The organism is uncultured Campylobacter sp., assembly GCF_963517995.1.
GTDB lineage: Bacteria > Campylobacterota > Campylobacteria > Campylobacterales > Campylobacteraceae > Campylobacter_A.
In genome coordinates, this window is the sequence record NZ_CAUQHQ010000018.1 from 1 (window position 1) to 24,454 (window position 24,454).

General features: G+C 45.4%; 25 protein-coding genes. 4 read left to right on the plus strand and 21 right to left on the minus strand.

The genetic code is table 11. The features are described 5' to 3' along the window. A partial coding sequence (locus RYL88_RS03350) for an ATP-binding cassette domain-containing protein (protein ID WP_314988956.1) occupies positions 1-497 on the minus strand: 497 nt, incomplete at its 3' end. Between the two features lie 9 nt (positions 498-506). Further along, on the minus strand, positions 507-1,817 hold the full coding sequence (locus tag RYL88_RS03355) for a sodium-dependent transporter (protein WP_314988957.1): 1,311 nt from the start codon (positions 1,815-1,817) through the stop codon (positions 507-509). A 165-nt stretch (positions 1,818-1,982) separates the two neighbouring features. Between RYL88_RS03355 and RYL88_RS03360 the strand changes: the two genes are divergently transcribed. The 4 genes from RYL88_RS03360 (at position 1,983) to RYL88_RS03375 (ending at position 5,325) form a co-directional block, all read left to right on the plus strand. Beyond that, the gene (locus RYL88_RS03360; RefSeq protein WP_314988958.1) at positions 1,983-3,302 is read left to right on the plus strand and encodes an MATE family efflux transporter; all 1,320 of its coding nucleotides are present in this window, start codon (positions 1,983-1,985) and stop codon (positions 3,300-3,302) included. After that, a complete protein-coding gene (locus tag RYL88_RS03365; RefSeq protein ID WP_314988959.1) occupies positions 3,278-4,099 on the plus strand; it encodes a SprT family zinc-dependent metalloprotease in 822 nt (273 codons plus the stop codon). Before RYL88_RS03360 ends, RYL88_RS03365 begins: the two co-directional genes overlap by 25 nt. Before the next feature lie 45 nt (positions 4,100-4,144). Then, positions 4,145-4,627 (plus strand): sel1 repeat family protein, encoded by a 483-nt coding sequence (locus RYL88_RS03370; RefSeq protein ID WP_314988960.1) that lies wholly within the window; start codon positions 4,145-4,147, stop codon positions 4,625-4,627. A gap of 182 nt (positions 4,628-4,809) precedes the next feature. Beyond that, entirely contained in the window at positions 4,810-5,325 is a 516-nt protein-coding gene (locus tag RYL88_RS03375; protein ID WP_314988961.1) for a hypothetical protein, read from the plus strand. Between the two features lie 69 nt (positions 5,326-5,394). Here RYL88_RS03375 and RYL88_RS03380 read toward each other — a convergent pair whose 3' ends face one another. The 19 genes from RYL88_RS03380 to RYL88_RS03465 form a co-directional block, all read right to left on the minus strand. Beyond that, positions 5,395-7,494 carry a TRAP transporter permease gene (locus RYL88_RS03380; protein WP_314988962.1) on the minus strand — a complete coding sequence of 700 codons (2,100 nt, stop codon included), beginning with the start codon at positions 7,492-7,494 and terminating at the stop codon, positions 5,395-5,397. Positions 7,495-7,849: 355 nt separating this feature from the next. Then, the gene (locus RYL88_RS03385) at positions 7,850-8,788 is read right to left on the minus strand and encodes a TAXI family TRAP transporter solute-binding subunit (protein ID WP_314988963.1); all 939 of its coding nucleotides are present in this window, start codon (positions 8,786-8,788) and stop codon (positions 7,850-7,852) included. Between the two features lie 620 nt (positions 8,789-9,408). Further along, complete coding sequence (locus tag RYL88_RS03390; protein WP_314988964.1) at positions 9,409-11,718, minus strand: DUF87 domain-containing protein; 2,310 nt, start codon at positions 11,716-11,718, stop codon at positions 9,409-9,411. Between the two features lie 139 nt (positions 11,719-11,857). Then, positions 11,858-12,583, minus strand: a complete 726-nt coding sequence (locus RYL88_RS03395) for a PilZ domain-containing protein (RefSeq protein WP_314988965.1) — start codon at positions 12,581-12,583, stop codon at positions 11,858-11,860. Positions 12,584-12,743: 160 nt separating this feature from the next. Further along, positions 12,744-13,343 carry a peroxiredoxin gene (locus RYL88_RS03400; RefSeq protein WP_002947343.1) on the minus strand — a complete coding sequence of 200 codons (600 nt, stop codon included), beginning with the start codon at positions 13,341-13,343 and terminating at the stop codon, positions 12,744-12,746. A 753-nt stretch (positions 13,344-14,096) separates the two neighbouring features. Continuing rightward, positions 14,097-14,300 (minus strand): DUF2920 family protein, encoded by a 204-nt coding sequence (locus RYL88_RS12690; protein WP_369011028.1) that lies wholly within the window; start codon positions 14,298-14,300, stop codon positions 14,097-14,099. A 90-nt stretch (positions 14,301-14,390) separates the two neighbouring features. Beyond that, positions 14,391-14,534: a hypothetical protein gene (locus RYL88_RS03405; protein WP_314988966.1), complete on the minus strand. Its 144-nt coding sequence runs from the start codon at positions 14,532-14,534 to the stop codon at positions 14,391-14,393. 223 nt (positions 14,535-14,757) lie between these two features. Further along, complete coding sequence (locus RYL88_RS03410; RefSeq protein ID WP_314988967.1) at positions 14,758-15,717, minus strand: beta-ketoacyl-ACP synthase III; 960 nt, start codon at positions 15,715-15,717, stop codon at positions 14,758-14,760. A gap of 18 nt (positions 15,718-15,735) precedes the next feature. After that, complete coding sequence (gene plsX / locus RYL88_RS03415) at positions 15,736-16,725, minus strand: phosphate acyltransferase PlsX (RefSeq protein WP_314988977.1); 990 nt, start codon at positions 16,723-16,725, stop codon at positions 15,736-15,738. A 5-nt stretch (positions 16,726-16,730) separates the two neighbouring features. Then, complete coding sequence (gene rpmF / locus RYL88_RS03420) at positions 16,731-16,877, minus strand: 50S ribosomal protein L32 (RefSeq protein ID WP_314988968.1); 147 nt, start codon at positions 16,875-16,877, stop codon at positions 16,731-16,733. An 11-nt stretch (positions 16,878-16,888) separates the two neighbouring features. Beyond that, complete coding sequence (locus RYL88_RS03425; protein ID WP_314988969.1) at positions 16,889-17,245, minus strand: YceD family protein; 357 nt, start codon at positions 17,243-17,245, stop codon at positions 16,889-16,891. A gap of 14 nt (positions 17,246-17,259) precedes the next feature. Continuing rightward, positions 17,260-17,673, minus strand: coding sequence for a nucleoside-diphosphate kinase (gene ndk, locus RYL88_RS03430; protein ID WP_122863180.1), 414 nt, complete (start codon positions 17,671-17,673; stop codon positions 17,260-17,262). Between the two features lie 88 nt (positions 17,674-17,761). Next, entirely contained in the window at positions 17,762-18,046 is a 285-nt protein-coding gene (locus RYL88_RS03435; RefSeq protein ID WP_314988970.1) for a 4Fe-4S binding protein, read from the minus strand. Between the two features lie 495 nt (positions 18,047-18,541). Continuing rightward, positions 18,542-19,645, minus strand: a complete 1,104-nt coding sequence (locus tag RYL88_RS03440; RefSeq protein WP_314988971.1) for an SPFH domain-containing protein — start codon at positions 19,643-19,645, stop codon at positions 18,542-18,544. Between the two features lie 8 nt (positions 19,646-19,653). Next, a complete protein-coding gene (ilvE, locus tag RYL88_RS03445) occupies positions 19,654-20,568 on the minus strand; it encodes a branched-chain-amino-acid transaminase (protein ID WP_314988972.1) in 915 nt (304 codons plus the stop codon). A gap of 115 nt (positions 20,569-20,683) precedes the next feature. Beyond that, the gene (locus tag RYL88_RS03450) at positions 20,684-21,523 is read right to left on the minus strand and encodes a hypothetical protein (protein ID WP_314988973.1); all 840 of its coding nucleotides are present in this window, start codon (positions 21,521-21,523) and stop codon (positions 20,684-20,686) included. Between the two features lie 101 nt (positions 21,524-21,624). Then, positions 21,625-22,380 carry an SDR family NAD(P)-dependent oxidoreductase gene (locus RYL88_RS03455; RefSeq protein WP_314988974.1) on the minus strand — a complete coding sequence of 252 codons (756 nt, stop codon included), beginning with the start codon at positions 22,378-22,380 and terminating at the stop codon, positions 21,625-21,627. A gap of 130 nt (positions 22,381-22,510) precedes the next feature. After that, positions 22,511-23,344, minus strand: coding sequence for a DUF3737 family protein (locus RYL88_RS03460; protein ID WP_314988975.1), 834 nt, complete (start codon positions 23,342-23,344; stop codon positions 22,511-22,513). A gap of 392 nt (positions 23,345-23,736) precedes the next feature. Then, positions 23,737-24,454 (minus strand): aryl-sulfate sulfotransferase (locus tag RYL88_RS03465; RefSeq protein ID WP_314988976.1); only part of this gene is annotated, 718 nt, incomplete at its 5' end.

A 24,454-nucleotide genomic window follows, 5' to 3' on the forward strand; every position in this document is an offset into this window, starting at 1 on the left:
CGTATTTCGCCTCCGCTGAGGCTTGCGACAGCGCGGTTTTCGTACTCTTTTAGCTTAAACTCCTCCAGCACGCGCTCGATCTTGCGCTCGATCTGCCAGCCGTCTTTTGCTTCGATAAATTTGATTAGCTCGTCTTGCCTAGCGTTTAGCTCTTTGTTGTGCGGGTCGCGGCCGAGCGCCTCTAGCACCGCGGCATACTCGTCGCGCGCATCAAATATCTCTTTTAGCTCCAAATTTAGCGCGTCTTTTACCGTAGCCGCATCGTCAAATTTAGGATTTTGCGCGAGCATTTCTACCTTAACGCCGCCTTGCGCGATACGCCTGCCGCTATCAGGCTCTAGCGTGCCCGCGACTAGCTTCATTAGCGTACTTTTGCCGCTGCCGTTTTTACCGATGATAGCGATACGCTCGCGCTCGTTTACGCTGAGGCTTACTTTGTTTAAAATTTCATTGGGGCCGAATTTTTTACTAACTTCGATTAGATCTATGAGTGCCACGCGCGCGCCTTAAAACGATATATGCATGCTAAGCGCGATGATACAAAGCGTAAGCGCCATCGGCACGTAGATATATCTGCCCGTAAAATACCACAGCGCGCCTTGCTTTTTTGCCGCGCCGGTATTTATCTCGTCCATGATCTCTTCTTTTTTGATGACCCAAAACCACGACACAGCGCCGATCACCGCGCCGATAGGGATGATATAGATGGAAACAAAATCCATCCACGGCCCCCAACTGGTTATGGCTTCCATATTTACGCCGATACCAAAGCACACCGCGCAAAGCAAAATTAGCACGACGCCACGCTTTAGCTTAGGAAATTTGTGCATTATCGACTCGGCGACGACTTCAAACATATTTTGTAGCGAAGTCACGCCGCCAAAAATCACCGCCGTAAATAAAATAATCGCAAAAATTTGGCCTCCGACCATGTCTTGTAAAATTTTAGGCAGCGTTACGAAAAGTAGTCCGGGCCCCGCCGCGGGATCCATGCCGTAGGCAAAGACCGCAGGCAGCATCACAAGCGCCGCCGTCATCGCTGCGATCGTATCAAAGATCGCCGTTTTTTGCGCGCTATCGACGATATCTTCGTCTTTATGCAAATACGCGCCGTAAACTATCATACCAGAACCCGTGATAGATAGCGAGAAAAATGCCTGCCCCATCGCCGATACCCAAACCATAGGATCAGCTAGCTTGCCCCAGTCGCTGTGAAAGATAAATTTATACCCGCCAAACGCCCCGTCTAAAAACGCCACCCTAATCGCTAAAATAAAAAATAGAATAAAAAAAAGCGGCATCATGATTTTGCCCGTTTTTTCTATACTATGCGCGCCGAAAAATAGCGTAAATAGCGTGCCGGCAACGACGATAAAATGAAACGGCACGACCGAATAGGACGAAAACGCAAAGGAATCAAACCAAGTGTTCGTATCCACGGTCATAAGCGAACCCGTGATTGCCTGAAACAGCGCCTTTAAAACGTACGCGATGATGACTGCGTAGCCCGTAGCTATACACATGGAGCCAGCCAGAGGTATCCAGCCTAAAATTTTACCGAAAGTTCCCCAGTTTCGGCTCTTCCAGGCGTATTCATAGGAGCCTAGCGTACCGGTTTTAGCGCGTCTACCGATAGCATACTCCGCAGATAGCCCGACGTAGGAAAATATCGCGATAAAAAGCACGTAAATAAGCAAAAATGCGCCGCCGCCGTTTGAGCCGACTTTATACGGGAAGCCCCAGACGTTTGCCATGCCCACGGCAGAGCCAACGCAGGCGATGATAAAGGCCCATCTAGAGGTAAAAGTTTTATGCATTTTGACGTCCGTTCGTAGTAGATTTTTTAAATTATACTTGATTAATCTAATAAAAAGATTATACCCGCTGACCGAGCAAGCCCGCCGCGCCGCCTTAAAACGCTTTAAATTTATATTTGGATATAATCGCGCGTTATTTAAAATCCACGTTACAAAAGAGAAATTATGAATTTATCGCTTAAAAAACTCACTATCCCGATATTTTTAGATATGTTTTTGCACTTTGTTACGCTCATCATAAACACCTACATGGTGACTAAGGTTAGCGTCCATCTAGTGGGCGCTATGGGCGCGGGCAATCAAGTCATGGATTTATTTATGACGATCTTTAACTTTTTAAGCGTTGGCTGCTCGGTCGTAGTCGCGCAGGCTCTAGGCGCTAAAAATATAAATTTAGCCAAACGCGTCATACACGCTAGCATCACGTTTAACACGATAATCGGGCTTTTTAGCGCGGTTTTTATTTACTTTTTCGGATTTGAAATTTTAGAGCTTCTAAATGTCCCCGAGCAACTTAGGCAGGAGAGTTTTGGCTACCTGCACATGCTAGGCGTAGCGCTTGCTTTTGACGGTATCGGCATGGTGCTAGCAGCCGTGCTTCGCGTTTATAACTTCGCCGCCGCCGTCATGCTAGTCTCGCTTTTAATGAACGTCATTACTCTTTGCGGTAACGCTATCGCGCTTTTTGGCTGGCTGGGACTGCCAAACTACGGCCTCTACGGCGTCGCGGTCTCGACGGTCGCGGGACGCCTAGTGGGTGTTATCGTGCTATTTTTGATCCTGACTCGCTACGCGAAAGTTAATATTTTCTTTAAGCGTCTATTTAGCCTGCCGTTTGCCATTTTGCGTAAAATTTTATCCGTCGGGCTTCCGAGTGCCGGCGAAAATTTGCTCTGGATGGCGCAGTATATGGTGGCTTTCGGTTTTGTAGCGAGCATGGGCGAGGCTAGCTTAAACGTGCAGACGGTTTATTTTCAAATCACGCTTTTAATCCTACTTTGCGGAGCCAGCATCAGCGTTGCAAACGAGGTAATCGTCGGCCACCTAGTCGGCGCGATGAGATTTGACGAAGCCTACTCGCGCACGTTTCGCGCGCTAAAAATCGGCGTTTTTGCCTCGCTTTGCGTCGTATCGGTCGCGTATTTTGGCAAATACGAGATAATGGACGCGCTAAATTTAACGCCCGCGCTTAAAGAAATCATGCTGCCGCTTTTTACGCTCTCTATCGTTTTAGAGGCGGGCAGGACGTTTAATATCGTAATCGTAAACGCCCTGCGCGCAAGCGGCGATGCTAAATTCCCGCTGATGACGGGCGCGGTGTTTATGTGGGGCGTGAGCCTGCCGCTGGGATATTATCTAGGTATCGTGCAGGGCATGGGCATCATCGGCGTTTGGATCGGATTTACCACCGACGAGTGGCTGCGCGGTCTTGTTAATACGTGGCGCTGGAGAAGCAGAAAATGGCAATCAAAACGCCTCGTGTAAAAACCGTTAGCGTAAAATGCGGCGAATTTGACGTCGCGCTAAATTTTAAAAAAGGCGTAAAAACAACCCGCCTAAAGGTCGCTAAATCAGGCGATATCTCGGTCTCGCTGCCCTTTTACGCCGCGCAAAAACAGGCGCTAGAGTTCGTGCAAAAACACTACGACTGGCTAAAATCGGCTCACGAAAAAACGCTAGCAAATTTACCGCGCGAGGATGAGTTTAGGCTGCTGGGAGAAGTTTACCGTATCGTGCTAGAACCAAATTTAAAGGGCGTAAATTTGATGCGTTTTACAAGCGATTTAGGAGTTTTTGACGGCTTAAATTTGAGCTCAGAGGGGCTAGACCCGCACCTTTACGGCGCTAAATTTGACGGCGAATTTGACGCAATTAAATTTAACGCGCACCCTAGCGAGGCTAAATTTACTAGCGCGGACGGACGTAAATTTGACGGCGAAATTTACGCCCCGAGTTTAGTGGCGCTAGAAAACTACAAAAAAGCTTTTGCAAGGCGCATTTACGGGCATTTTATAGCTAAATTCGCTCCAGCCGTAAACCGCAAAATAAACCGCGTCGTCATGCGCAAAATGACCACTCGCTGGGGTAGCTGCAACTCGCGCAAAGGCTATATAAATTTAAGCCTAAATTTGATCGAAAAAGCCCCCAAACTAGTCGAATACGTCGTGCTTCACGAGCTAACTCACCTAATCTACCCCCACCATCAAAAAAGTTTTTACGACTTCATCGCAGCCTTGATGCCAGATTTTAGGTCGAGAGAAAAACGGCTAAACAAAAAATAATTTTAAATATGCTAGAATAGAATATTTTTAATTTAAAGGGAGATAATGAAAAAACTTCTAATGCTAGTTGCCGCAGTTTTCGCTCTGGGCGGCGATTTCGAGGACGGCATAAAAGCCTACGAAAGCTCAAATTTAGCAGTAGCTCGCGACAAATTCGTATCCGCTTGCGACGCAAACAATGCGCAGGCCTGTGCAAGAGCCGGCGCGCTCTATCAGCTAGGCAAAGATATCTTGCCCGATCCTAAAAAAGCGCTTGAGCTATACGAAAAAGGCTGTGAACTAGGCGCTAAAGAGGCCTGCTCGGGCGCCGGCGGGATATACGTGTCTAGCGACAAAGAAAAAGCGCGCGCGCTGCTAAATAAAAGCTGCGAACTTGGCGACGGATTTGCGTGCGCGACGGTAGGTTCGTATCTGCTAGAGGAGAAAAAATTTAAAGACGCCTACGCTCTTTTTGAGAAGGCTTGCGAGCTAAAAGATAAGCTAGGATGCGAATTTGCAGGCGATCTAAAACGCTCAAAAAGACTTTAATTTTCCTTACTCGGGTTAAATTCGGTAATCAAATTTAACCCGAACTTAGTTTATTTTATATCGCGACTTTAAAAACCAAAAAAAATAATCTATTTTAAATTCTAACTAAAATTTTCTTTAACTATTAACGAATCGTTTTTTTTTTTTTTTGATAGAATTACCGAAAATTCAAAAGGACTTTTATGAAGGATTACGGACTTAGAATAGTTAGAGGTAAGGTGTCGGGGTTAAACTCAAATTTAGAGACATACATAAGCGGAAATGCAAGAAGCAGCGAAGTTGGCACATCCCATAACTACAATATAAATTTTAGGATAAACAACCAACTCTTCTACTTAAACAAGCTAAATAGCACAATAATAGAAGGTGACGAACTAATCTTTGTCGCCGATGGCCGATATGTCGAAGTTTTCGTAAATTTAAATTCCGGCGAAAAATATATCAATAATACATTTTCCATTTCTTTCCACTATTATTCCATAATGTTACTATGTCTGTGCGTATTTGCTTTTTGTACATTATTTTTTCTTGCCATGTTTACAGGAAAACACTCAAGTACTGGCGAAAAAATTTTTGCCGCTATCTCTTGGTTGCTCAGCGGTGCAATGGCGATAGGGGCATTTAAAAAGCCAAAATATGCCAAAGTAGCTAATAAACTCCTCTTTGACTATCTAAAAAAGGAAAATATAAAAATTTAAATTTTAAAGCCGACAAAATCGGCTTTAATCAAATTTTTATAAATTTATACTTCTATTTTTTGTGGTGCGCTAGGCGATCACTCCCGCTCTTTTATCTGCTTTATTTCGTATCCAGCCAAATGCAAATAACGCCGCGTAAAGCGAAACGCCGATTGCGTAAGACACGTATTCGTTGGCGATAAAAGGGATATATTTAGCGCACATATTAGGCACCAAGGTTAAAGGCGCGACAGCCAAAAGCAGCGCGCGCTCGAGTATATTTACTTGCCTAACGAAATAGCCTTGAAGCGCTGAAGAAAAGGCAAACATACCCACTAGCGCCGTACCGAAAATCAGCGCCATCTCGAGCGGATTTGTTATCCACACTATACCTTTTGCGTCGTTTGGATTTGCGGCATCTACGCTTTCTATCAAAAGCAGCTTGTTATTAAACACGAACGAAAATGGCAAAATCGTCGTGCGTAGGTCGTAAAAAAAGCCCTGCATACCCACGGTTACGGGGTTTGCTTTGGCGATACCGGCCGCAGCGTATGCCGCGATGCCAACAGGCGGTGTATCGTCGGCTAGGATGCCGAAATAAAAGACGAAAAGATGCACGGCGATAGCGGGGATGAGAAAGCCGTTTTTATGCGCCAAAAATAAAATCACAGGTGCCACTAGCGAGCTAACGACGATGTAGTTTGCGGTGGTCGGCAAGCCCATACCTAGTATCAGCGACATTATCGCCGTGAGAAAGAGGATGAGCACGATGTTGTTGCCGGCTAAATTTTCCACGACTTCAGACAGCACCTGCCCGATACCCGTTAGCGAGATCGAGCCCACGATGATGCCTGCTAAACCCGTAGCTATCGCGATCGTAGTCATACTTTTAGCCGCCGTTACCATCGCCCAAAATATATCCGTAAAGCCAACGATAAAGTCCTCTTTGCCGACGCCCTCGCCGTGAGCCGTTTTTCTAACGGGCTCTTGAAAAAGGATAATCAAAAATAGCACGCAAATAGCGTTAAAAGCCGCCGAAATCGGCGATTCGTTTGCGATTAGCAAGGTGTAGAGCAAAACCAAAATCGGGATAAGATAGTGCAGTCCGCTCACGAAAATTTTAAGCTTTGATACGCCTGCGCCCTGCTTCATACCTTTTAGCCCGAGCTTACAGCTCTCAAGGTGTACGATGAAAAATAGCGACATATAGCACACGAACGCAGGAATCACGGCCGCGATCATGACGTTTGTATAGCTAAGCCCCAAAAACTCGGCGATGATAAAGGCCGCCGCGCCCATGATAGGCGGCATTAGCTGACCGTTTACGCCAGCAGCCACCTCGATAGCGCCGGCTTTGGTGCTGGTTAGACCCGCCTTTTTCATCAGCGGGATCGTAAACGTACCCACCGTTACGACGTTTGCCGTGGAGCTGCCGCTCACCATGCCGGTTAGTCCCGACGCGATAACCGAAGCTTTCGCCGGTCCGCCGCGAAATTTACCAAGCAGCGCAAAGGCTAAATTTATAAAATACTGCCCCGCTCCCGCACGCTCTAACAGCGAACCGAACAAGACAAAAAGATAGATAAAACTCACGCTAACGCCAAGCGGCACGCCAAAAACGCCCTCGGTTGTAAGATACATGTGGCCTGCGAGCTTATTTAGGCTAGCGCCCTGGTGCGCGATGATGTCTGGCATGTATTGACCGAAATAATCATACGCCAAAAATATCGCGGCGATGATAGGAAGCGCCGGACCGATGATCCTTCGACCCGCCTCAAACAGCACGACCACGGCGACGCAGGATACGGCTATATCAAGGCTCGTGTAGTCTCCGGGACGCTGCGCTAGAGCGTAAAACTCTATGAGAGGGTAGAGCGCGGCTAGCGTACCCAAAACGCAAAGCGCGATGTCGTAAAACGGCAGGCTGGAATGGGCTTTTTTGTGAATTTTAAGCGGATAGAGTAAAAACAGTAAACAGATAGCAAAAGCAAGGTGCGCCGAGCGCGACATCGTAGTGTTCATCGGAAAATACGCGATATAAAGCTGAAAAACCGACCACGCAAAGCATATAATGCTCGTAAAATAAATATAAAAGCTCGAGTTTATCTCGCGCGTCTTTACCTCGACGAACTCCTCCTTTTCCTGCGCCGGCTCGGTGTTTGTTCGTGTATCGTTTAACTTTTTATCCATATTTGCTCTTTTCCTAACCTCTTAAATTTTTCTAGAATTCGGCGATTTTGCCCGTATAAACCTGGGCTTTAGTTTCTCAAATTTGACCCGCTTTGCTTAAGCCTTAAATCTACCTACAAATTTAACCTAGCACCGTAAAGATACGGGTTTTGCAAGCGGCAAGCAAAACTAGCCAAAAACTCGCGCATGAGCCAAATCTAAAATTTGACGCTTGACGCGGCTAAAGCAAACTCGCCGTCCGAAAACAGGCTAGCAAAGCATCAAATTTTAAATCCTCAAAAAACTAAAAATAAGCCCTAAATTTAACAAAAAATAAGCCGCGCAGGTCAAATTTAACCCGCACGGCTTATCTAGTTTATTTTATTATGCCGGCTTTTTTAAACTCGGCCTCGGCAGCAGGGTGCAAAGGCGCAGAAAGCCCCTCTATCAGGCTCTCTTTAGTAACGGCTGCAAGTGCGGGATGCAGGCTCTTATACTCGTCAAAGTTATCTAAAATAGCCTTCACGACCGCGGCCACCGCGGTATCGCTCATGCTTTTATCCGTAACTAGGACGGCTTTGACGCCGATGCTGTTTACGTCGTGATCCACGCCCTCATAGGTACCTTTTGGTATCGTGCCTTTGGCAAAATACGGCATAGCAGCTAGCATCTTATCGACTTGCTCGCCCTCGATGTTTATGATGTCGATAGGCAGCGAGTTTGCCGCGTCGGTGATGTTAGCCGTCGGATGGCCGACCATGTAGAAGTAGCCGTCGATTTTCTTATCTTTTAGCGCGTGCGGGCATTCGCCGGCAGTTAGTACGCCGTGATGTTTTAGCTTTTTCTCGTCAAATCCGTAAGCCTTAAACACGCCAAGCGCGGTCATTTCGTTACCGCTGCCAGGATTACCGACGTTGATCGCTTTGCCCTCGAGGTCGTTTATAGAGCCGATACCGCTTGATTTTGAGACGACGAACGCGAGAAGCTCAGGGTAGATCGAGACGACGGCGCGTAGGTTTTGATCACCGTTACCTTCAAATTTACCCACGCCGTTAAATTTATCATAAACCACGTCGCTTTGGACGAAACCGAAATTTAGCTCTTTTTTTAGCACGTTATTTACGTTGTAGACCGAGCCGCCGGTTGATTGCACCGAGCATTTCATCTGCGGGTCCTTATTTACGAGGCGACATATCGCTCCGCCCACCGGATAATACGTACCCGTCATCGCTCCCGTACCGATAGATACGAACTCCTTTGCGCCCAGCGCAGACGCGAAAAGCAAGCCGGCTAATGCCAAAGATGTAGTTTTCATTTAACTTCCTTTCAAAGAATTTCCCTGATTTTACTCTCAAAATCCGCATTTTGCGTATAAATTCCGCTCTTTTTGCGAGCTTTTTTGTAAATTTGCGACTATTTTACACACTTTAGCCTTAGAAAAATAATTCTTAAGGTAAAATTTATATATTTTTTACAAGCGAAGCGAAAATTATATTTTTTGCATGGAAATATTTCTAAATTTTACGCACCGAGACCTGCGTCTTTAAGGTGCTAAATTTGATTTGGCTAAATTTAGCGTTGTGCATTAAATTTAATCTTTCTTGTTAAGGGGGAAGGGGCTTGAATTACGAAGTCGCTCCCTTCCCCCTTAACGATCCCCCAACCCCTACGACGTGAGAGGTTGTTGCACTGCGTGCAGTTTATCTGGCGCTGTCGCGCCGCACGTTTTTTAGTTTAACATTTTTGCGGTGCGGGTCTCGGCGACTCAAATTTACAAATTTGACCTCAAATTTAAATGTAAAAAATCAAGGCGAAGTATTTTGAGATGATTTTTGGGGTTTTGAAGTTAAAATTTGATGAAGATAAGGCATGTAGCCTATCGAGTCAAATTTTAACGAAATCCACAAAAAGCGCTCAAAAGACAAGCCGTTAAATTTATTTCCAAAGAAGATAGAGCTTTTCGTCATAAACATCGCTACTCTTCGGCCCCACCTCCACCTCAGTCACCTCCACGTTTTGCACGTCGTTTTTGGCTTTTAGCGCGCTGGCGTCTTCTTCAAATTTCGCCATCAGCTCCTCGATCTGTGCATTTAGCTGGGCGACTTCTTGCTCGCTTAGTTTGACATCGCCGCGCTCTTTTAGCACGCTGTTTGCCGAGCGCGCGGATGTCGCGACTTTGCCGATATTGCCGCTACTTAGCAGCCCCTTGCCGAAAATAGCGCCCAAAATGCTCGCACCCACCGAGATCGCCGTCTCGATCCCCTTGCTTTTAAAGTCTCGCTGCTCTTTTTCTAGCTTTGCTACCGAGCGGTTTAGTTTCTCCTCTAGGCGCGCTTTTTGTTTGTCAAACTCAGCCGTGAGCTTGGCTGTTTGCGCCTCTAAAATTTCGTTGCATTTATCGGCCAAACGGACATAAAACTCCTCCTTACTCTCACCCGGCGCCGAGCTTAAATTTAGCGCGCTAAAGAGCCTAAGTTTGTAGTTTCTATAGATAAATTCTTTAAAATTTTTGGTTAGTTCTTTGAAATTTTTAGCTCCCGCGACAAAGCCTGGCAGCGGCGCGTATGAGAGCTTGAAATTCGGCTCTGCAACCTCGGTAAAATGCATATTTTCGCTAGCCTCGCTCCAGTCGGCGCTTTTTTGAGCTTCATCCAACCTTAGCGTGAAATTTACCTCGCGAACCTCGTCAAGCCCCTTTTTGGCGTCGTAAAATCGCACTTTGGCTTCGCCGTAAAGATACCCCTCCAGTTCGCCGCCTTCCTGTAAATTTGAGCTTGCAGCGTAAATTTGAGCGATGTCCGGCGACAGCACCGGTTTGGCGGCAAAATTTGAGCTTTTTGCTGGGTTTAACCCGCTCAAATTTGACCCGCTCTTTTGCTCTTTCATCAAATTTGAAATCTGCTCGCGACTAAGCGGTCCTTTGAGATAGCTCAGAGTCCAGCGCGTCGAGATGACGGATAGCCCGTCCTCGTGGATGTTTTTTAGTAGGAAATTGCGCTTTTGCAAATTTGAGATGAGATTTTCTATCTCGCCTTTATCCATCGCAGAGCCCGCAAGGCCCGTCATACCGTCGATCACGCGCGCCTTATCCTGCGCGGTTTGCAAGCGCCCGATAAACCACGTGCCGATGTTGCTAAGGCCTTTGTAGTCCAGATCGACCGGGTTTTGGGTGCTCAGTATCACGCCAAGGCCGTGCGCGCGGGCTTGCTTGAGTAGAGTTAGCATCGGAGTTTTGCTAGGCGGGTTGCCGTTTGGCGGGAAAAATCCAAAAATCTCGTCCATATAAAGCACCGCGCGAAGTGAGCTTGTACCCTCGGTCTTGCGCATCCACGCGATGATCTCGTTTAGCAGCAGCGTCACGAAAAACATCCTCTCGCTGTCTTTTAGGTGCGAGATGGTAAAGATATTGCACTTTGCTTTGCCGTTTGCGTTAAAAAGCATCTTTGAGATATCAAGTCGCTCGCCGCTTAGCCACGCCCGAAAATCGGGGCTTGCAAGCAGCGTGTTGATCTTGACGGCTAGCTTCATGCGCTCGGAGCTCGGATAAAATTTCTCCACATCAAATACGCCAATCTTGGCAAACGGAGGCGTCGCGATAAAGCCGATGAGCTCCTCTAGGCTCACGTCCGCGCCCTGGCTAAATTTATCTATAAAAATGTTTGAGACGAGCAGGTGTTCTTTTGAGTTTACGTCGTTTTCTATGCCCACAAGCGATAGCACCGAGCTAGCCAAAGAGCCGACGTACTCGCTAAACTCCTCGCTGCCTACGTCTAAACTCGGACGGGCAAAATCTCCGAGCAGCGCTACGCCGACGCCGCTACTGCTCTTTGGCGTGTAAATTTTTAGCTCGGCGCTATCTTTAAAAAGCCCTACGCGCTCTAAACTTTGAAACGAGCCCTCGATACCGTTTTTCCACGTCTGCGCCTCGCTAGCGGCAAACTCATCCGCGCTCATGCCTTTATTCTGAGCTTCGTTTTCATCGACGTAGGGCGCAAAATCCTGCGCGCTCATCTGCGGGAACGCTAAGGCAAGGTTGGTCATATCGCCTTTGGGGTCGATTATAAAGGTCGGGATATTATCGATGCAGGCTTCTTCTAGGATGCTGATGCCAAGGCCGGTTTTACCACTACCGGTCATTCCGATGATGGCCGCGTGCGTCGTGAGGTCTTTATTTTTATAAAAAAACGGCTCTTTGTTTTTGAGGCCGACATAAAATAGCTTTAAATTTTCTTGGATGGTTTTCATGTGCTTCCTTGTAAATTTTGGGCTATTTTACTGATTTTTGATTAAATTTCGGGTGAAGCTGGAGGATAAATCTAAAATCGAGGCGGGTAGAATTTAAAAAAGGCAAGCGCGAGGCTCGCCTTTTAATTTTGCGTTAAATTTATTGGTAGGTTTTTATCTGCTCTTTGAGCTCTTCGAGGGTTTCTATTACGCGTCTTTTGGTAAATTTTGCTATATCTTCGCCCGTAGTACCGTCATTACCAGTTAGCTGGCAACAATATCTCATCGCGCCCTTATATCTTAATGCAGCGACCAGTTTTAGATCTGTATCTATGTTTATGATTTTATTAGAGTCGCTAGCCTCATCCGGTATGCTTAGCTCAAATTTAGCATTTATAGGCTCGCCCTCTTTAAACTCGCCGTCATCCAAGCTAACGACGCCCAGGCCGCCCCTTGAGATATCATATAGATTGCCGCTTATTTCACTACCGTTTTGCGTCAAGATCACTCTAGTATAGCGATCAGGATAAACGCGCTGGTGTTTTCTTAGATTTGCGTGCAGATTTTGCATGTACGTGAAATTTTGTAGCATAACGGTTAAATTCGTGAGATCCGATCCGACGATGTCGGCTCTTAAATTTTCCGGAAAATATTCATCGCGTACTACGTAGGCGTTTTTTTCTTCTTTTATAGCTAAAATTTGCTCTAGAGTTACCTTGCAGACGACGGTATCATCCTCTGCGTGCTTTACCTCGCCCATGCACTCTACTTTTACGCCGTTGTAAAGATTTAAAAAATGCACCTGACGGTTGTCTTTCATAGCTCTAGCAAATACGTTTACCGCATCCTCGCGCATAAACGAGCCGTCATTATACGTAACGTTCATTTGAATTATAAGTCCTTCCGAATAAATTTGAATTTTAAGCTAGATTATAGTAAAAAAAACTTATTTTTTGATTTAATTTTTGATATTTTGTATTAAATTTACGATATTTTAATCTAAAAAGGATCAATAAGGGCGAGAGTTCGCCCTTAAATTTAGATGATTATAGCTTATCTGCGTTGTGAGATAGGTAGTCTGCGACGCCTGCTGTATCGGCTTTCATGCCCTTATCGCCTTTGTTCCAACCGGCAGGACAAACCTCCCCGTGCTCGTTCGTAAATAGCATCGTATCGACCATTCTTATCATCTCGTCGATGTTTCTTCCAAGCGGAAGGTCGTTGATGACCGCGTGGCGAACGGTGCCGTCTTTATCAAGCAAGAAGCTACCGCGAAGCGCGACGCCGGCATCTTCTAAAAGTACGTCAAAACCGCGAGCGATAGACTTCGTCATATCGGCTACTAACGGGAAACGAACTTGGCCGATGCCGCCTTTGTTTACAGGAGTTTCTTTCCACGCGAAGTGAGAGAATTGGTTGTCTGTTGAAACGCCGATGACTTCGATACCGCGAGCTTTAAACTCATCGTATCTCTTATCGAATGCGATGATCTCGCTAGGACAAACAAAGGTAAAGTCCATAGGGTAGAAAAATACTACAGCGCCCTTCTCGCCGATATTTTTATATAGGTTGAAATCGTTTACGATTTGATTGCTTCCTAAAACCGCTGCAGCCGTAAAATCAGGCGCTTTTTTTGTTACTAACATTTTTTCTCCTTAATAATTTTTATTTGTAGCGAAATTATATCATCTAAAAATTAAAAAGAGATAAATTTAATCTTTTGCAATGTTTCAAATTTTACTCCGGGGTCAAAACGCCGCTTTAATATACGATATTTGGCGTTTGTCTACTAAATTTAACGCTAGGCTAGGGCAAGCATAGATCGCCCGCGCGGCTTAACTTACGGTTTATTTTTGTAGATTTATTTTCCGCACGTCATGATTTTGTCTGATATTGGCGGTAGCATTTTTGTCTGCGTATTTAAACTGCAAACTATCAAATTAATAAATTCCGATTTTTACACCATATAACGTCGCATAAAACCTAAATTTTAAAGCTACTTATGAAGTTGCATTTTTTTTAGAAGGCGCGTAGTGGTTTTTTACGGCGCAGCGATAGCTAGCTTGGTTTGAGGCGTGAGCTTTGGATTTTTAGACGCAGCGAGCTTCGTCTATCTTCGCGCGCTCATAAAAGCAAAACAAGGACTTTTAACGACGCCTGCGCTATTTTAGCAAAGATGGAGATACCGATGCCTTTAAAATATATCGGTAAAATATTTGCTAAATTTGGCGCAATCTACTTCTTTGCCAAGATCCGTAAGTTCCCGGTTTAGCTTTACACAGCCGTTATTGTCCAAAACGGCCTCTATAGTCGCGGCATAAAATTTGCTTTAGGGCGTTTATATATACTCCGTGCAAACTGCCAGTTAAGACTACGGCTAACGTTTATCGGTTGCATATTTAAGCGGCAGACTGTCTTAATAAAAGCGCAGTCTCTATCTCGTCTTGAGCTTGCATGCTGATAAAATTTTGATATTCGTTTTTGGTCGGTTGCAGTATAACCAACATTTGCGATTTAAAATCGCTCGGTAAATTGCCATTCGCTTTTTTGCTAATTTTAGTATCTAGCGCAGGTAGCGTTTTGATACTAATTTTGCTCGAAATTTTTGGGTATTTTTCTTGAAAACTATTTTATCTAGGTCTCTAAAAAACAAGTCGTTCCGTTCTGCGGTCTATTGCCGATACTTCGGTAATTTACTCTAGGTTAAATTTATCGGATACAAACTGCACTAGATGCTCGTGGTAACTGTTGTTCGTATTGCTGCCTAGACACGGAACTATGAAGACTATGGCTTTAACCGGTCCTCTGTCGTCGCAATATAGTTTAAACTCAAGCATAGACTATCGTTTGATATTTAGCTTTACACCTTCGAAAAAAAATTTTGTAAATTTTATTTACTATCATGTCGTAGCCCTTGGAAAAATAATTTGTTTATCGTATTCGTATTCGGCTGATTTTAGAAGGGTTGTAGTTGCGATAGTAAAATTTCAAAATTTATTTAAGTAAACTACCGTTATTTAAAATAACCTAAATTTACAGAAATTATCGCCTTTGTAAAAATTATCTTTTGTAGTCTTCGCCGCCGAATTTGAGTAAAGCCGAGCCCCAAGTAAAGCCGCCGCCAAAAGCATCCAATAAAATCAAATCGCCATTTTTAAGCCTACCGGCCTCATAAGCATCGTTCATTGCCATCGGTATGGAGGCCGAGCTAGTGTTACCGTATTTTCCGACCGTTACTACGCATTGTTCTTCTGAAAAATTTAAACGTTGTTTGACCGCTTCTATAATGCGCAAATTTGCCTGATGTGGGATAAAAAGATCGATTTTGTCGCTGGGGATTTTATTTCTTTCTAAAATTTCTACAACGTCTTTGGTTAATGTTTGAACTGCGACTTTAAAAACTTCGTTACCGGACATTTTAATAAACTTTTCTTCTCCGCCCGGCGTGATGAGTAGCTCGGCATAGTTGCCGTCGGCTGCGGTATGTACGTCTACAATCTCATTTTTACTATCGGCGCTTACGACTGCCGCGCCGGCTCCGTCGCCAAATAGTATACAAGTCGTTCTGTCCGCCCAATCTACTATTTTACTTAGTTTTTCGGCCCCGATTATGAGTATATTTTTTTTACTGCCGCTTTCTATTAGAGACTTAGCAAGTTCAAGCAAATAAATAAAACCGGTACAAGCTGCGCTTATATCAAATGTCATAACAGAGTTTATGCCCAAATTTTTAGCGATTTTGCAGGCCGTCGAGGGCATGCAAAAATGATCGGGGGAGATGGTCGCGCAGATGACGGCATCAATATCTTTTGCTCTCAGATTTGCCCTTTCGATCGCCAGCTTCGCCGCCTTTGTTCCCAAGTCGCTAGTATCTTCATCCTGCGCTATTCGCCTTTGCTTAATACCCGTTCGTTTAGTTATCCATTCGTCGCTTGTTTCTACCATTTTTTCAAGATCTAAATTCGTTAAAATTTTAGTAGGGGCATATGCAGCTATGGATACTAACGAGGCTTTTGGCATTTGTATTAACCTTATATTTTATTTGGCAAAGCGTGAAAGCTCGTCTTCGATAACTTTATTTATATTAGAATCTGCGAAATTTAATGCTTGAAATATCGCATTTTTGATAGCTTTAGAGGTACTTTTTCCGTGACTGATTATTACGCAACCGTCTACGCCTAGCAGCGGCGCTCCGCCGTATTCATCGTAGTCGACTTGTTGTTTTAAAGTCTTAAAAACTTTTTTCATGAGAAGCGAACCGGCGATTGCTACGGGAGATTTTTTAACGTGCTTTTTAATAATCTTGCTGATTGCATCGGCTACGCCTTCGCTAGTTTTTAGCAAAATATTTCCCACGAATCCGTCACAAACTATGACGTCGACGCTTCCGTCAAAGACTTGATTGCCTTCGGCATTGCCTACGAAACTATCAAGTTTTGAAATCATCGCAAAGGCTTCCTTGGTAACATCGTTGCCCTTGCACTCTTCTTCGCCGTTTGATAAAAGCGCTACCTTAGGCGACTCTATTTTTAAAATTTCCTTTGCGTAAGCTTCGCCCATTACCGCAAACTGAAACAAATGTTCCGACCTACAGTCTACGTTCGCGCCGACGTCCAAAACTAGAGTTTTACCGCCGGTAACATTTGGCATCAACGTCGCAATAGCCGGACGCGAAACATTTTTTAGGCGTCCGACTCGAAGCGTGGCAAGGCTCATCGTGGCTCCGCTGTGTCCAGCAGAAACTACGGCCTTGGTTTGTTTATTTTTAAGTAGCTCTATAGCCTTAAAAATACTACTTTCCTTTCGCTTTAACGCATCGGTGGCGCCGTCGCTCATAGAAACAATCTCATCGGCTTGAATAAATTTTACGTATTGTTTTAAATTTTGTGGGACGAGACTTTCCAAAATTTTCGTATCGCCTACCAAGATAGCTTCAAATTTTACCTCTTTTAAAGCCTCGATCACGCCACCGATAATAGGCTGCGGACCGAAGTCGCCGCCCATCGCGTCAATGCAAATGCTGGTCATTTGTATCAATACTCTCCGGTAGTTTTATTTACGCGGTGAGGCATTTTCCATGAGCCGTCTTTATCTTTTACGGGAATAGGAAGCGTTGCTTTGTAGTGTGTTCTTCTCTTTGCCGCACGAGTATGACTTACTCTTCGTTTAGGTACTGCCATTTTATTCTCCTTTATAGATTTTTACATTTTTCACAATAAAAATAATCGCTTTTAAAAGCTTCTATTTCACTTGTTAATACTTCTTCCAAATTTATAAAACCGTCGAAAAACTCAACTACATCGTCAAGGTTTTCTTCTTTATCTTTATAAATTCCGTCGCTTAATATCAAATTTACATCTTCATCAAGCTTTAAACTTATATCTTCGCCGCATCGGTCGCAGTTGTGAGCTATCTCGCCTACGATTTTACCTTTGCAGCTAACCAAATTTTGGTTTATTTTTCCTAGTTCGCCGTTAAAAATCAGTCCGTCCGAGTTTAACTCAAACGGCATTTGATTGTTTGCGATTTTGGCGAAAGATATTTTCAAAATTTAACCTAAATTTAGCAAATTTCTCTTGTCGCAAAGAAAAACGCAATCTCATTTTTAGCGTTTTCTAGGCTGTCGCTACCGTGAACGGCGTTTGCGTCGATACTCTCGGCAAAGTCGGCTCTGATAGTACCGGGCTTTGCTTCTTTCGGGTTGGTTGCGCCCATTAGATCGCGGTTTTTAGCTACCGCATCATCGCCCTCAAGAACCATAACTACGACCGGTCCGCTCACCATAAAATCAACCAAATCATTGAAGAAAGGTCTGTCTTTGTGAACTGCGTAGAAAGCTTTTGCGTCGCATTTGCTTAGTTTGACTTTTTTCATGGCGGCGATTCTTAGTCCATTACTTTCGAATCTATCCACGATTTTTCCGATAACGCCCTTTTTTACGGCATCAGGCTTAATAATAGAAAGCGTTTGCTGCATAAAATTTCCTTTTTGTGATTTTTATAAGGCAGTGATTATATCAAAAAAAAATTAAAATTCAAAATAAGCCCAAAATGCGGGCTTAAATTTATTGTATTACCGCAGTTGAACCCATGCGCATATCGGCGGTTATCTCGGCGCGAGAAGGCTGTCCTGCATAAGGAGCATCCCAAACGATACAGCCGTCGGTAGGACAGGCTGAGGCGCATGCAGGTTCGTCGTTAAATCCTACGCACTCTACGCATTTATCTGCATAGACATAGTATGCGTCCTCTCCGATCGGGTTATCTGCATCGTCTACGATAGCGTTTGTTGGGCACTCGTCGATGCAAGAGCCGCAGCTTATGCAAATGTCTGTTATTTTTACTGCCATTTTTTATCCTTTTAACTAAATTTTTTCGCAAGAATATCAAAAGCTAAGTAAATTTGATATTAAACTAACCAAAAATACCGCAAAAATCGACGCAAGAAAAAAGAGCAAGGCATAGAATAGCATTTTACTTGCGATATAAAGCTACTAAAACTTAATCTTATCTACAAATCAAATTTACAAACTACGTGCTAATTACTCTTAAATACGGAGATAAAACCCAAACTGCGTAAATGCAGTCTTATGTCGTGTTTTTTAATCTTACGAAAATAGCCGAATACGGCATTTTAGTATAGGTTTCGGCGGTAAAATTTGAGGCTAAATTTACGGATGTAACTTCAAATTTGAATGTAGAAAATTAAAACGAAATATCGCAGGATAAAATCTCATGTGGTTATAAAAAGCTATAAATGCAAAGATAAAATTTAGCAAAGATAAGCCGCTTGGCCTACCTTCACTAAATTTTGCCGACTCCATCAAATACGGCAGAAAAAAAATTTACTGCGCTATTGCGCTTTGCTTTGATTTATCCTTCGTATCTACCCAGATATTCGGCACCGCTCCGCCAGGCGTTAAAAATATCTTCGCGTCGTTGTTTTCGCGTAGCGCCTCGTTAAATTTACCCTGCGTCTCGATCTGTTTTAAATTTAGCAAATTTTGATCGAGGCTTTTTGCGACCTCTTTGTTTGCGTAGGCTTGCGCGTCGGCTTCGATCTTAGCAGCATCCGCACGACCCTGAGCCTCGATGATGGCGGCTTTTGCCGTACCTTCAGCGAGGGCTGCTTTTTTGAGCGCCTCTTGATTTGCGCGCTCTACTTCGTATTTGGTTCGCTCGGCCTCTTGTTTAGCGATTTGTACGCGCTCAATCTGCTCTTTTACCTTTTCAGGCAAGATAATCTCGCGCAGCTGCACGGTTAGCAGCTCGACGGGTTTATTCGGTTGCGCGTCGATATCCTTGCGGATACCCTCGTCGATAGCCGTGGCTAGGTCGTTTCGCTTCGTCGGAAGCTCCTCGGCGGTGTATTTACCCGCGATACTGCGAACGACGTCGCGCACGACTGGATCAACGATCTTGTTTTCCCAGCTAAGACCCCAAGACGCGATAGTTTGAGGCGCGTTTTCGGGATTTAGGCGGTACTGCACGGTTATGTCGATACTGACAGGCAAGTTTCTCGCATCCAAAACGGAGATCGAGTTTTTGCGGATGATGCCGGCTTGGGCCTGCGCGCCGTACTTTTGCGCCGCTTCGCCCATATCTTCGCCCGAAGTGTAGTTGATGAGGCGAACGCGCGTATCAACTACGATGACCTTTTGCAAAAACGGGATAAAGAAGTGTAGTCCCGGCTGCATCGGAGACGGGTCGTATTTACCGGCGGTCGCCTTGATGCCCACTTCGCCGGAGTTTATCACTACAAAAGGCTGGGTGAGCGCGATCACGGCCACTATCGCGATGATGACGTAGGCAAAGCCAGAAATTTTGCCGAAACCTTTAAAATCAGGCGTTTTAAAATTTACTTTCGGCCCCTTGCTCTCGCTGCCGCTATCGTCTCCGCCGCCGGAGCCTCGTTTTTTATTAAAATAATCATTTAAATCCGCTGGCATTTCGTTCCTTAAATATAAGTTAGCATCGAGGCGTATTTTGGATTGCGTCCATAAACTACGTCAAAATACGCGTCTTGTAGGCGTTTAGTTACCGCTCCGCGCTCGCCCGCGCCGATAACGCGGTTGTCGATATCGCTTATCGGGGTGACCTCGGCCGCCGTACCCGTGAAAAACGCCTCGTCCGCAGTGTATGCACGGTCGCGAGTGATGCGCTCTCTGCGCACTTCGATGTCTAGATCGCGAGCGATTTTGATGACCGTATCTTGCGTGATGCTAGCTAGGCTGCTGTCGTTTGGAGGGGTGATTAGTACGCCGTTTTCCACGATGAAAAAGCATTCGCCCGGCCCCTCTGAGATGTAGCCCTCGCTATCAAGCAGCAGCGCCTCGTCGTAGCCCGCCTCTTTGGCTTCATAGTTTGCCATTTGCGAGCAGAGGTAGTTCGAGCTTGATTTCGCGCGGCTCATTTGGCCGCCGACATTTAGTTTGGCAAAGCTTGAAATTTTCACGCGAATGCCCTTTTTTAGCCCCTCTTCGCCTAGATACGCGCCCCACTCCCACGCCGCGATTGCGGTATTTACGGGAGCTTTAGTATGGGCTAGACCCATCACGCCGTAGCCTAGATAAACGATCGGGCGTAGATAGACGTTTGATTTAAATTTATTTGCGCGAAGCAGCTCGACCTGCGCGTCTTCAAGCTCTTTTTGCGTGTATTTGACGTTTAGGATCGTCATTTTGGCTGATTTTAGTAGGCGCGCGGTGTGATCGCCTAGGCGAAATATCGCTAAGCCCTTATCCGTCATATAGGCTCTTGTGCCCTCAAATACGGCGTTTGCATAGTGAAGCGAGTGGGTTAGGACATGGACTTTAGCGTCCTCCCATTTGACTAATTTTCCATCCATCCAGATAAATTCGGAAGGGTTCATTTGGCATCCTTTTTTATAAAATTTGCAGAGTGTAGCTAAAATTTCTTTAAAATTTTGTAATGTTTAAGATTTGGGCTTAAAATTTTGAGTTTTCGGGGTAAATTTTACCCCAAATTTACAGCTTCTCCGTCACTGCATCCTCGATGTTTTCGGCAAAAGGCAGCACGAGCGTCTTACGAGATCCAAACGCGCTATGCCACAGGGCTTTTTTGATCGCTTCGTAAGGCGTATCGTAAATTTTAGCCAGCTCTTGCAGTAGCTCCTCTGCCTTATCGTCGCTTAAATTTTCTCGGCGGTAAAATAACATTAACGTAGCGCCGATACCGATAAACTCAAATCCAAATCGCTCATTCATCATTAAGATAAACGCATACGTCTGCTCGGGATCAAAATCGTCCGCAAAATACCCCTGAATCATTCTCGCAAATACGTCCGTACTGCGCTCGCAAGGGCACAGATAAACGTCGATATCCTCGTCAAGCGCGTCATAGTCGCGGGTATTTAAGTATTCTAGCGCTTTTAGTTTATGCGGGTATTTTAGGCTAAATTTACCGTAAAATTCGCTCACCTCGGCCTTATATTCGGGATTGTTTAATTTGCTTAGCATCAAACGAAACTCCGCAACGGGAAAGTCGCGCGCGTCAGGATTTTGCGCATTATACTCCTCCTCGTCCAGCACCTCGAAACTAGAGCTTGCGTGCATATTCGTGTATTCGCATTGCGGAGCGTTTTCGATGATAAAAAGCGGCTTAAATCCCGTATACTCCTCACACAAGCGATCATATGCGATCGTGACGGCGTTCATATTTTGATGAGCGTTAAGGACGCCGTATTTTAGGGTAAAATTAGCTTCCCGCGTGTAGCGCGGATCGGGCTTTGCCAGCCTAAACGAAATAAGCTTTTCAGGGCGACAAATCGTGTAAAAAGCTAGCTTTAATTTCTCAAGAAACGACATATTTTTCCTTTAAATTTATTTTTCAGGCGGCTCGTTAAATTTAACTGCGCTAAATTTAGTCAAAATCCCTTTATCCAAAGAAATTCAGTTTAAATTTAGCGTCATTTGCCCGCGTAGTCAAACCTCGGCTTGCTTAGGCTAAATTCGAAACTATCGCGATTAACCGCGCCCACGCAAGCATCGCTATCGTAAAGCGCGAGCAAAAACTCCGCCATTTCCTCGCTTGAATGATAGCGTTTAAAAGCCGCGTCGTAGTCGTAGTCCGCGTCATCCGTCGCTACGGAGCCAAATTCCGTTTTAGTCGCGGCAGGAGCTAGAACTTTAGCCTGCATTTTAGCCTCTTTATCTTGCGCCAGCTCGCGGTGCAAGCCCTCGGTAAAGGCGCTTACGAAAAACTTACTCGCACAGTAGGCCACGGCGTTTTGCACGATGCTGTAGCCGCCCGCAGAAGAGATGTTTATGAGCTGGACGGGCTTATACTTATAATCGCGCGCAAATAGACTAGAAAGCAGCGTAAGCGCGACGACGTTTAGCTGCAACATCTGCTCGGTTTTATCTAAATTTTGCTCGCCTACGGCTCCATAGTCGCCAAAGCCGGCGTTATTTATGAGCGCCTTTAGCTCGTAGCTTTTTAGCTCCTCCCAAAGCGCTCGGACGTTTTTGCTACACGCAAGGTCGCAAATTTTAACTACTACGTCCGATTCCGGCGCGATCTGCGCGATCTCGTCCTTTAAGCTTTGCAGCAGCTCCGCTCTGCGCGCGATTAGGATCAAATTTTCTCCTCGCCTGGCAAACGCCTTTGCCGTAGCCGCTCCTATACCAGAACTTGCGCCCGTAATCGCGATATATTTTTTCATTTTATTCCTTTTGATAAATTTTTATTATGCGTTTTTGCGGCCTTTAGGCAAAGTTTGAGCTATGCTTTGCCGCGCAAGTAAAACGAAGCAAAAAACTCATAAAAGCCGCCGGCAAAACGTGCCGTTATTTTTATAAAATAATCCTAGTCGCGGCAGGATCTACGCACTCCTCGTCCATTGTAATTTCGCCTATCTCCCTTGCTCTTATCACACCTGAAAGCGGGTTTTTCACGCTAGCTATGCCGCCTAAAATTTCTACGTCCACGCTTGAGTACTCAAAGGCTAGCGTGGTATCTAGCGTCTGGCAGCCGCGCAGCACGAGGTTTTGCACGTAGCAAAGCCCCTGCAAGCTCTCTATCACGCAGTTTTCAAAGGTCACGTTTTTGCTGTTCCACGCGAGGTATTCGCCGCTGATGAAGCTATTTCGCACGGTCACGTTCTCGCAGTTCCAAAAGGCGTCTTTGCTAAGCAGTTTGCTATCCTCGACGAGTAGGTTTTTGCAGCCGTCAAAGCCGTAGTTCCCGTCCAAATTTAGCCCGTAAACGCGCACGTTTTCGCAGTTCATCGCAAAATAATCCCCGCGCGCGCAGACGTTTTTTATCTCCACGTCCTCACAGCTCCACAGCGTCTCCTCAGCCTGGGTCAAATTTACGTTTTCTAGCTTCACGTTTTGGCACCTGCGGAAGGATTTTGGCGCTTGGATTAGCATATCTTTAAAGCTAACCTCCCGCGCGTACCAGATGCCAGCGCGCGCCATCTGCATCAAAAACCCGTCCTCCACGGCGACGTTTTTAGTGTACCACAGCGGATATTTCCACTCGAAAGTGCAGTTTTTTAGGCGCAAATTTTGCCCGTGCTTTAGCGGCGACTCTCCCGCCGCAAACCCGCACCGCTCAAACTCAGCGTCCTTTGCGCCAAACATCGCGCGCTCGCCGATAAATTTTTGCTCGACAAATTTTTGCATATTTCGCCTCCGTCGTTTTTGTTGATTATATCGGTTTTACGGAAACAAGGGTGTAAATTTGAAAATTTAAAGCAAATTTTATGAAGCAAACGGATAAATTTAAGCAGTAGAAAAATCTAGGCGGCGTTTTACTAAAATCCAAGCGTTCAGGCATTGCTATTGTTTTTCGGAGTCCTATTTTCCCAAACGCTTGACAGGAAAAGGTAAGATTTAGACTAGCGCAAAGAATGGAAACGCGAGCCTAAATTTTACCTCTTACAAGATCGAATTTGATCTAAATTTACAGCCTGCGACCAGTCAAATTTGAGCGGGCAAATTTAACTCGGCCGCAAGCGCAAAATCCAAACTTACCAAAAGCGACCCAAAGCGCACCGGCCGGGAGCCACTAAATTTTATTTTTCAAACGCCTTTTCTAGGCTAAACGGAAACGCCTGATAGCCCATCGCGTTAGTCATTTTGATTTCGATTGACGGCTCTTTTGCGCCCCATTCAAACTCGTTGATATGCGGGCTAGGCACGCCGACCGGACGGCCCTTGGCGATGTCAAACTGCATGCCGGCAACCGCAGAGTAAACCATCACGCTATCAAGGTCGTCTTGATACTGCGCTAGCGATGTGACCGAACTATACCACTCGCTGCCGCGCTGTTTGCCGTATTCCCAGACCTGCTCGACGGTTTTAGCTTTTTCGTCGATTTTATAAACGACCGCACGGGAGTATTTCATACCCGCCATCGCAGGCTGCTCCATGCCGCGGGTGTCGCCGTTGTCAAAGACGGTGAGATACACTACGCCCTTTTTAGACTTGCTATCGATGCGAAATGCCGTATGCTGCGTCCACTGCCAGTCAAATCCGCCCTTCTCGCTCTCATATCCCGGGCATTTTGAGTACTCGTCCTCGCAGACGATCTTTTTGCCGTCTTTATCTACAGGCTGGAGCAAGTAGCCCTTAAACTGATCCTTCCAGCCCTTGTGCGCGCCCATTATCCATTTGACTTTTTTGTCGCGGCCGATCTTGATGACGGCGTCTTGGTGGCGGCTGGAGATGATGATACTATCGTCGCTTGGATCATAATCCACGCTATTTACGTGCGCCCACTTTCGTCCGGGG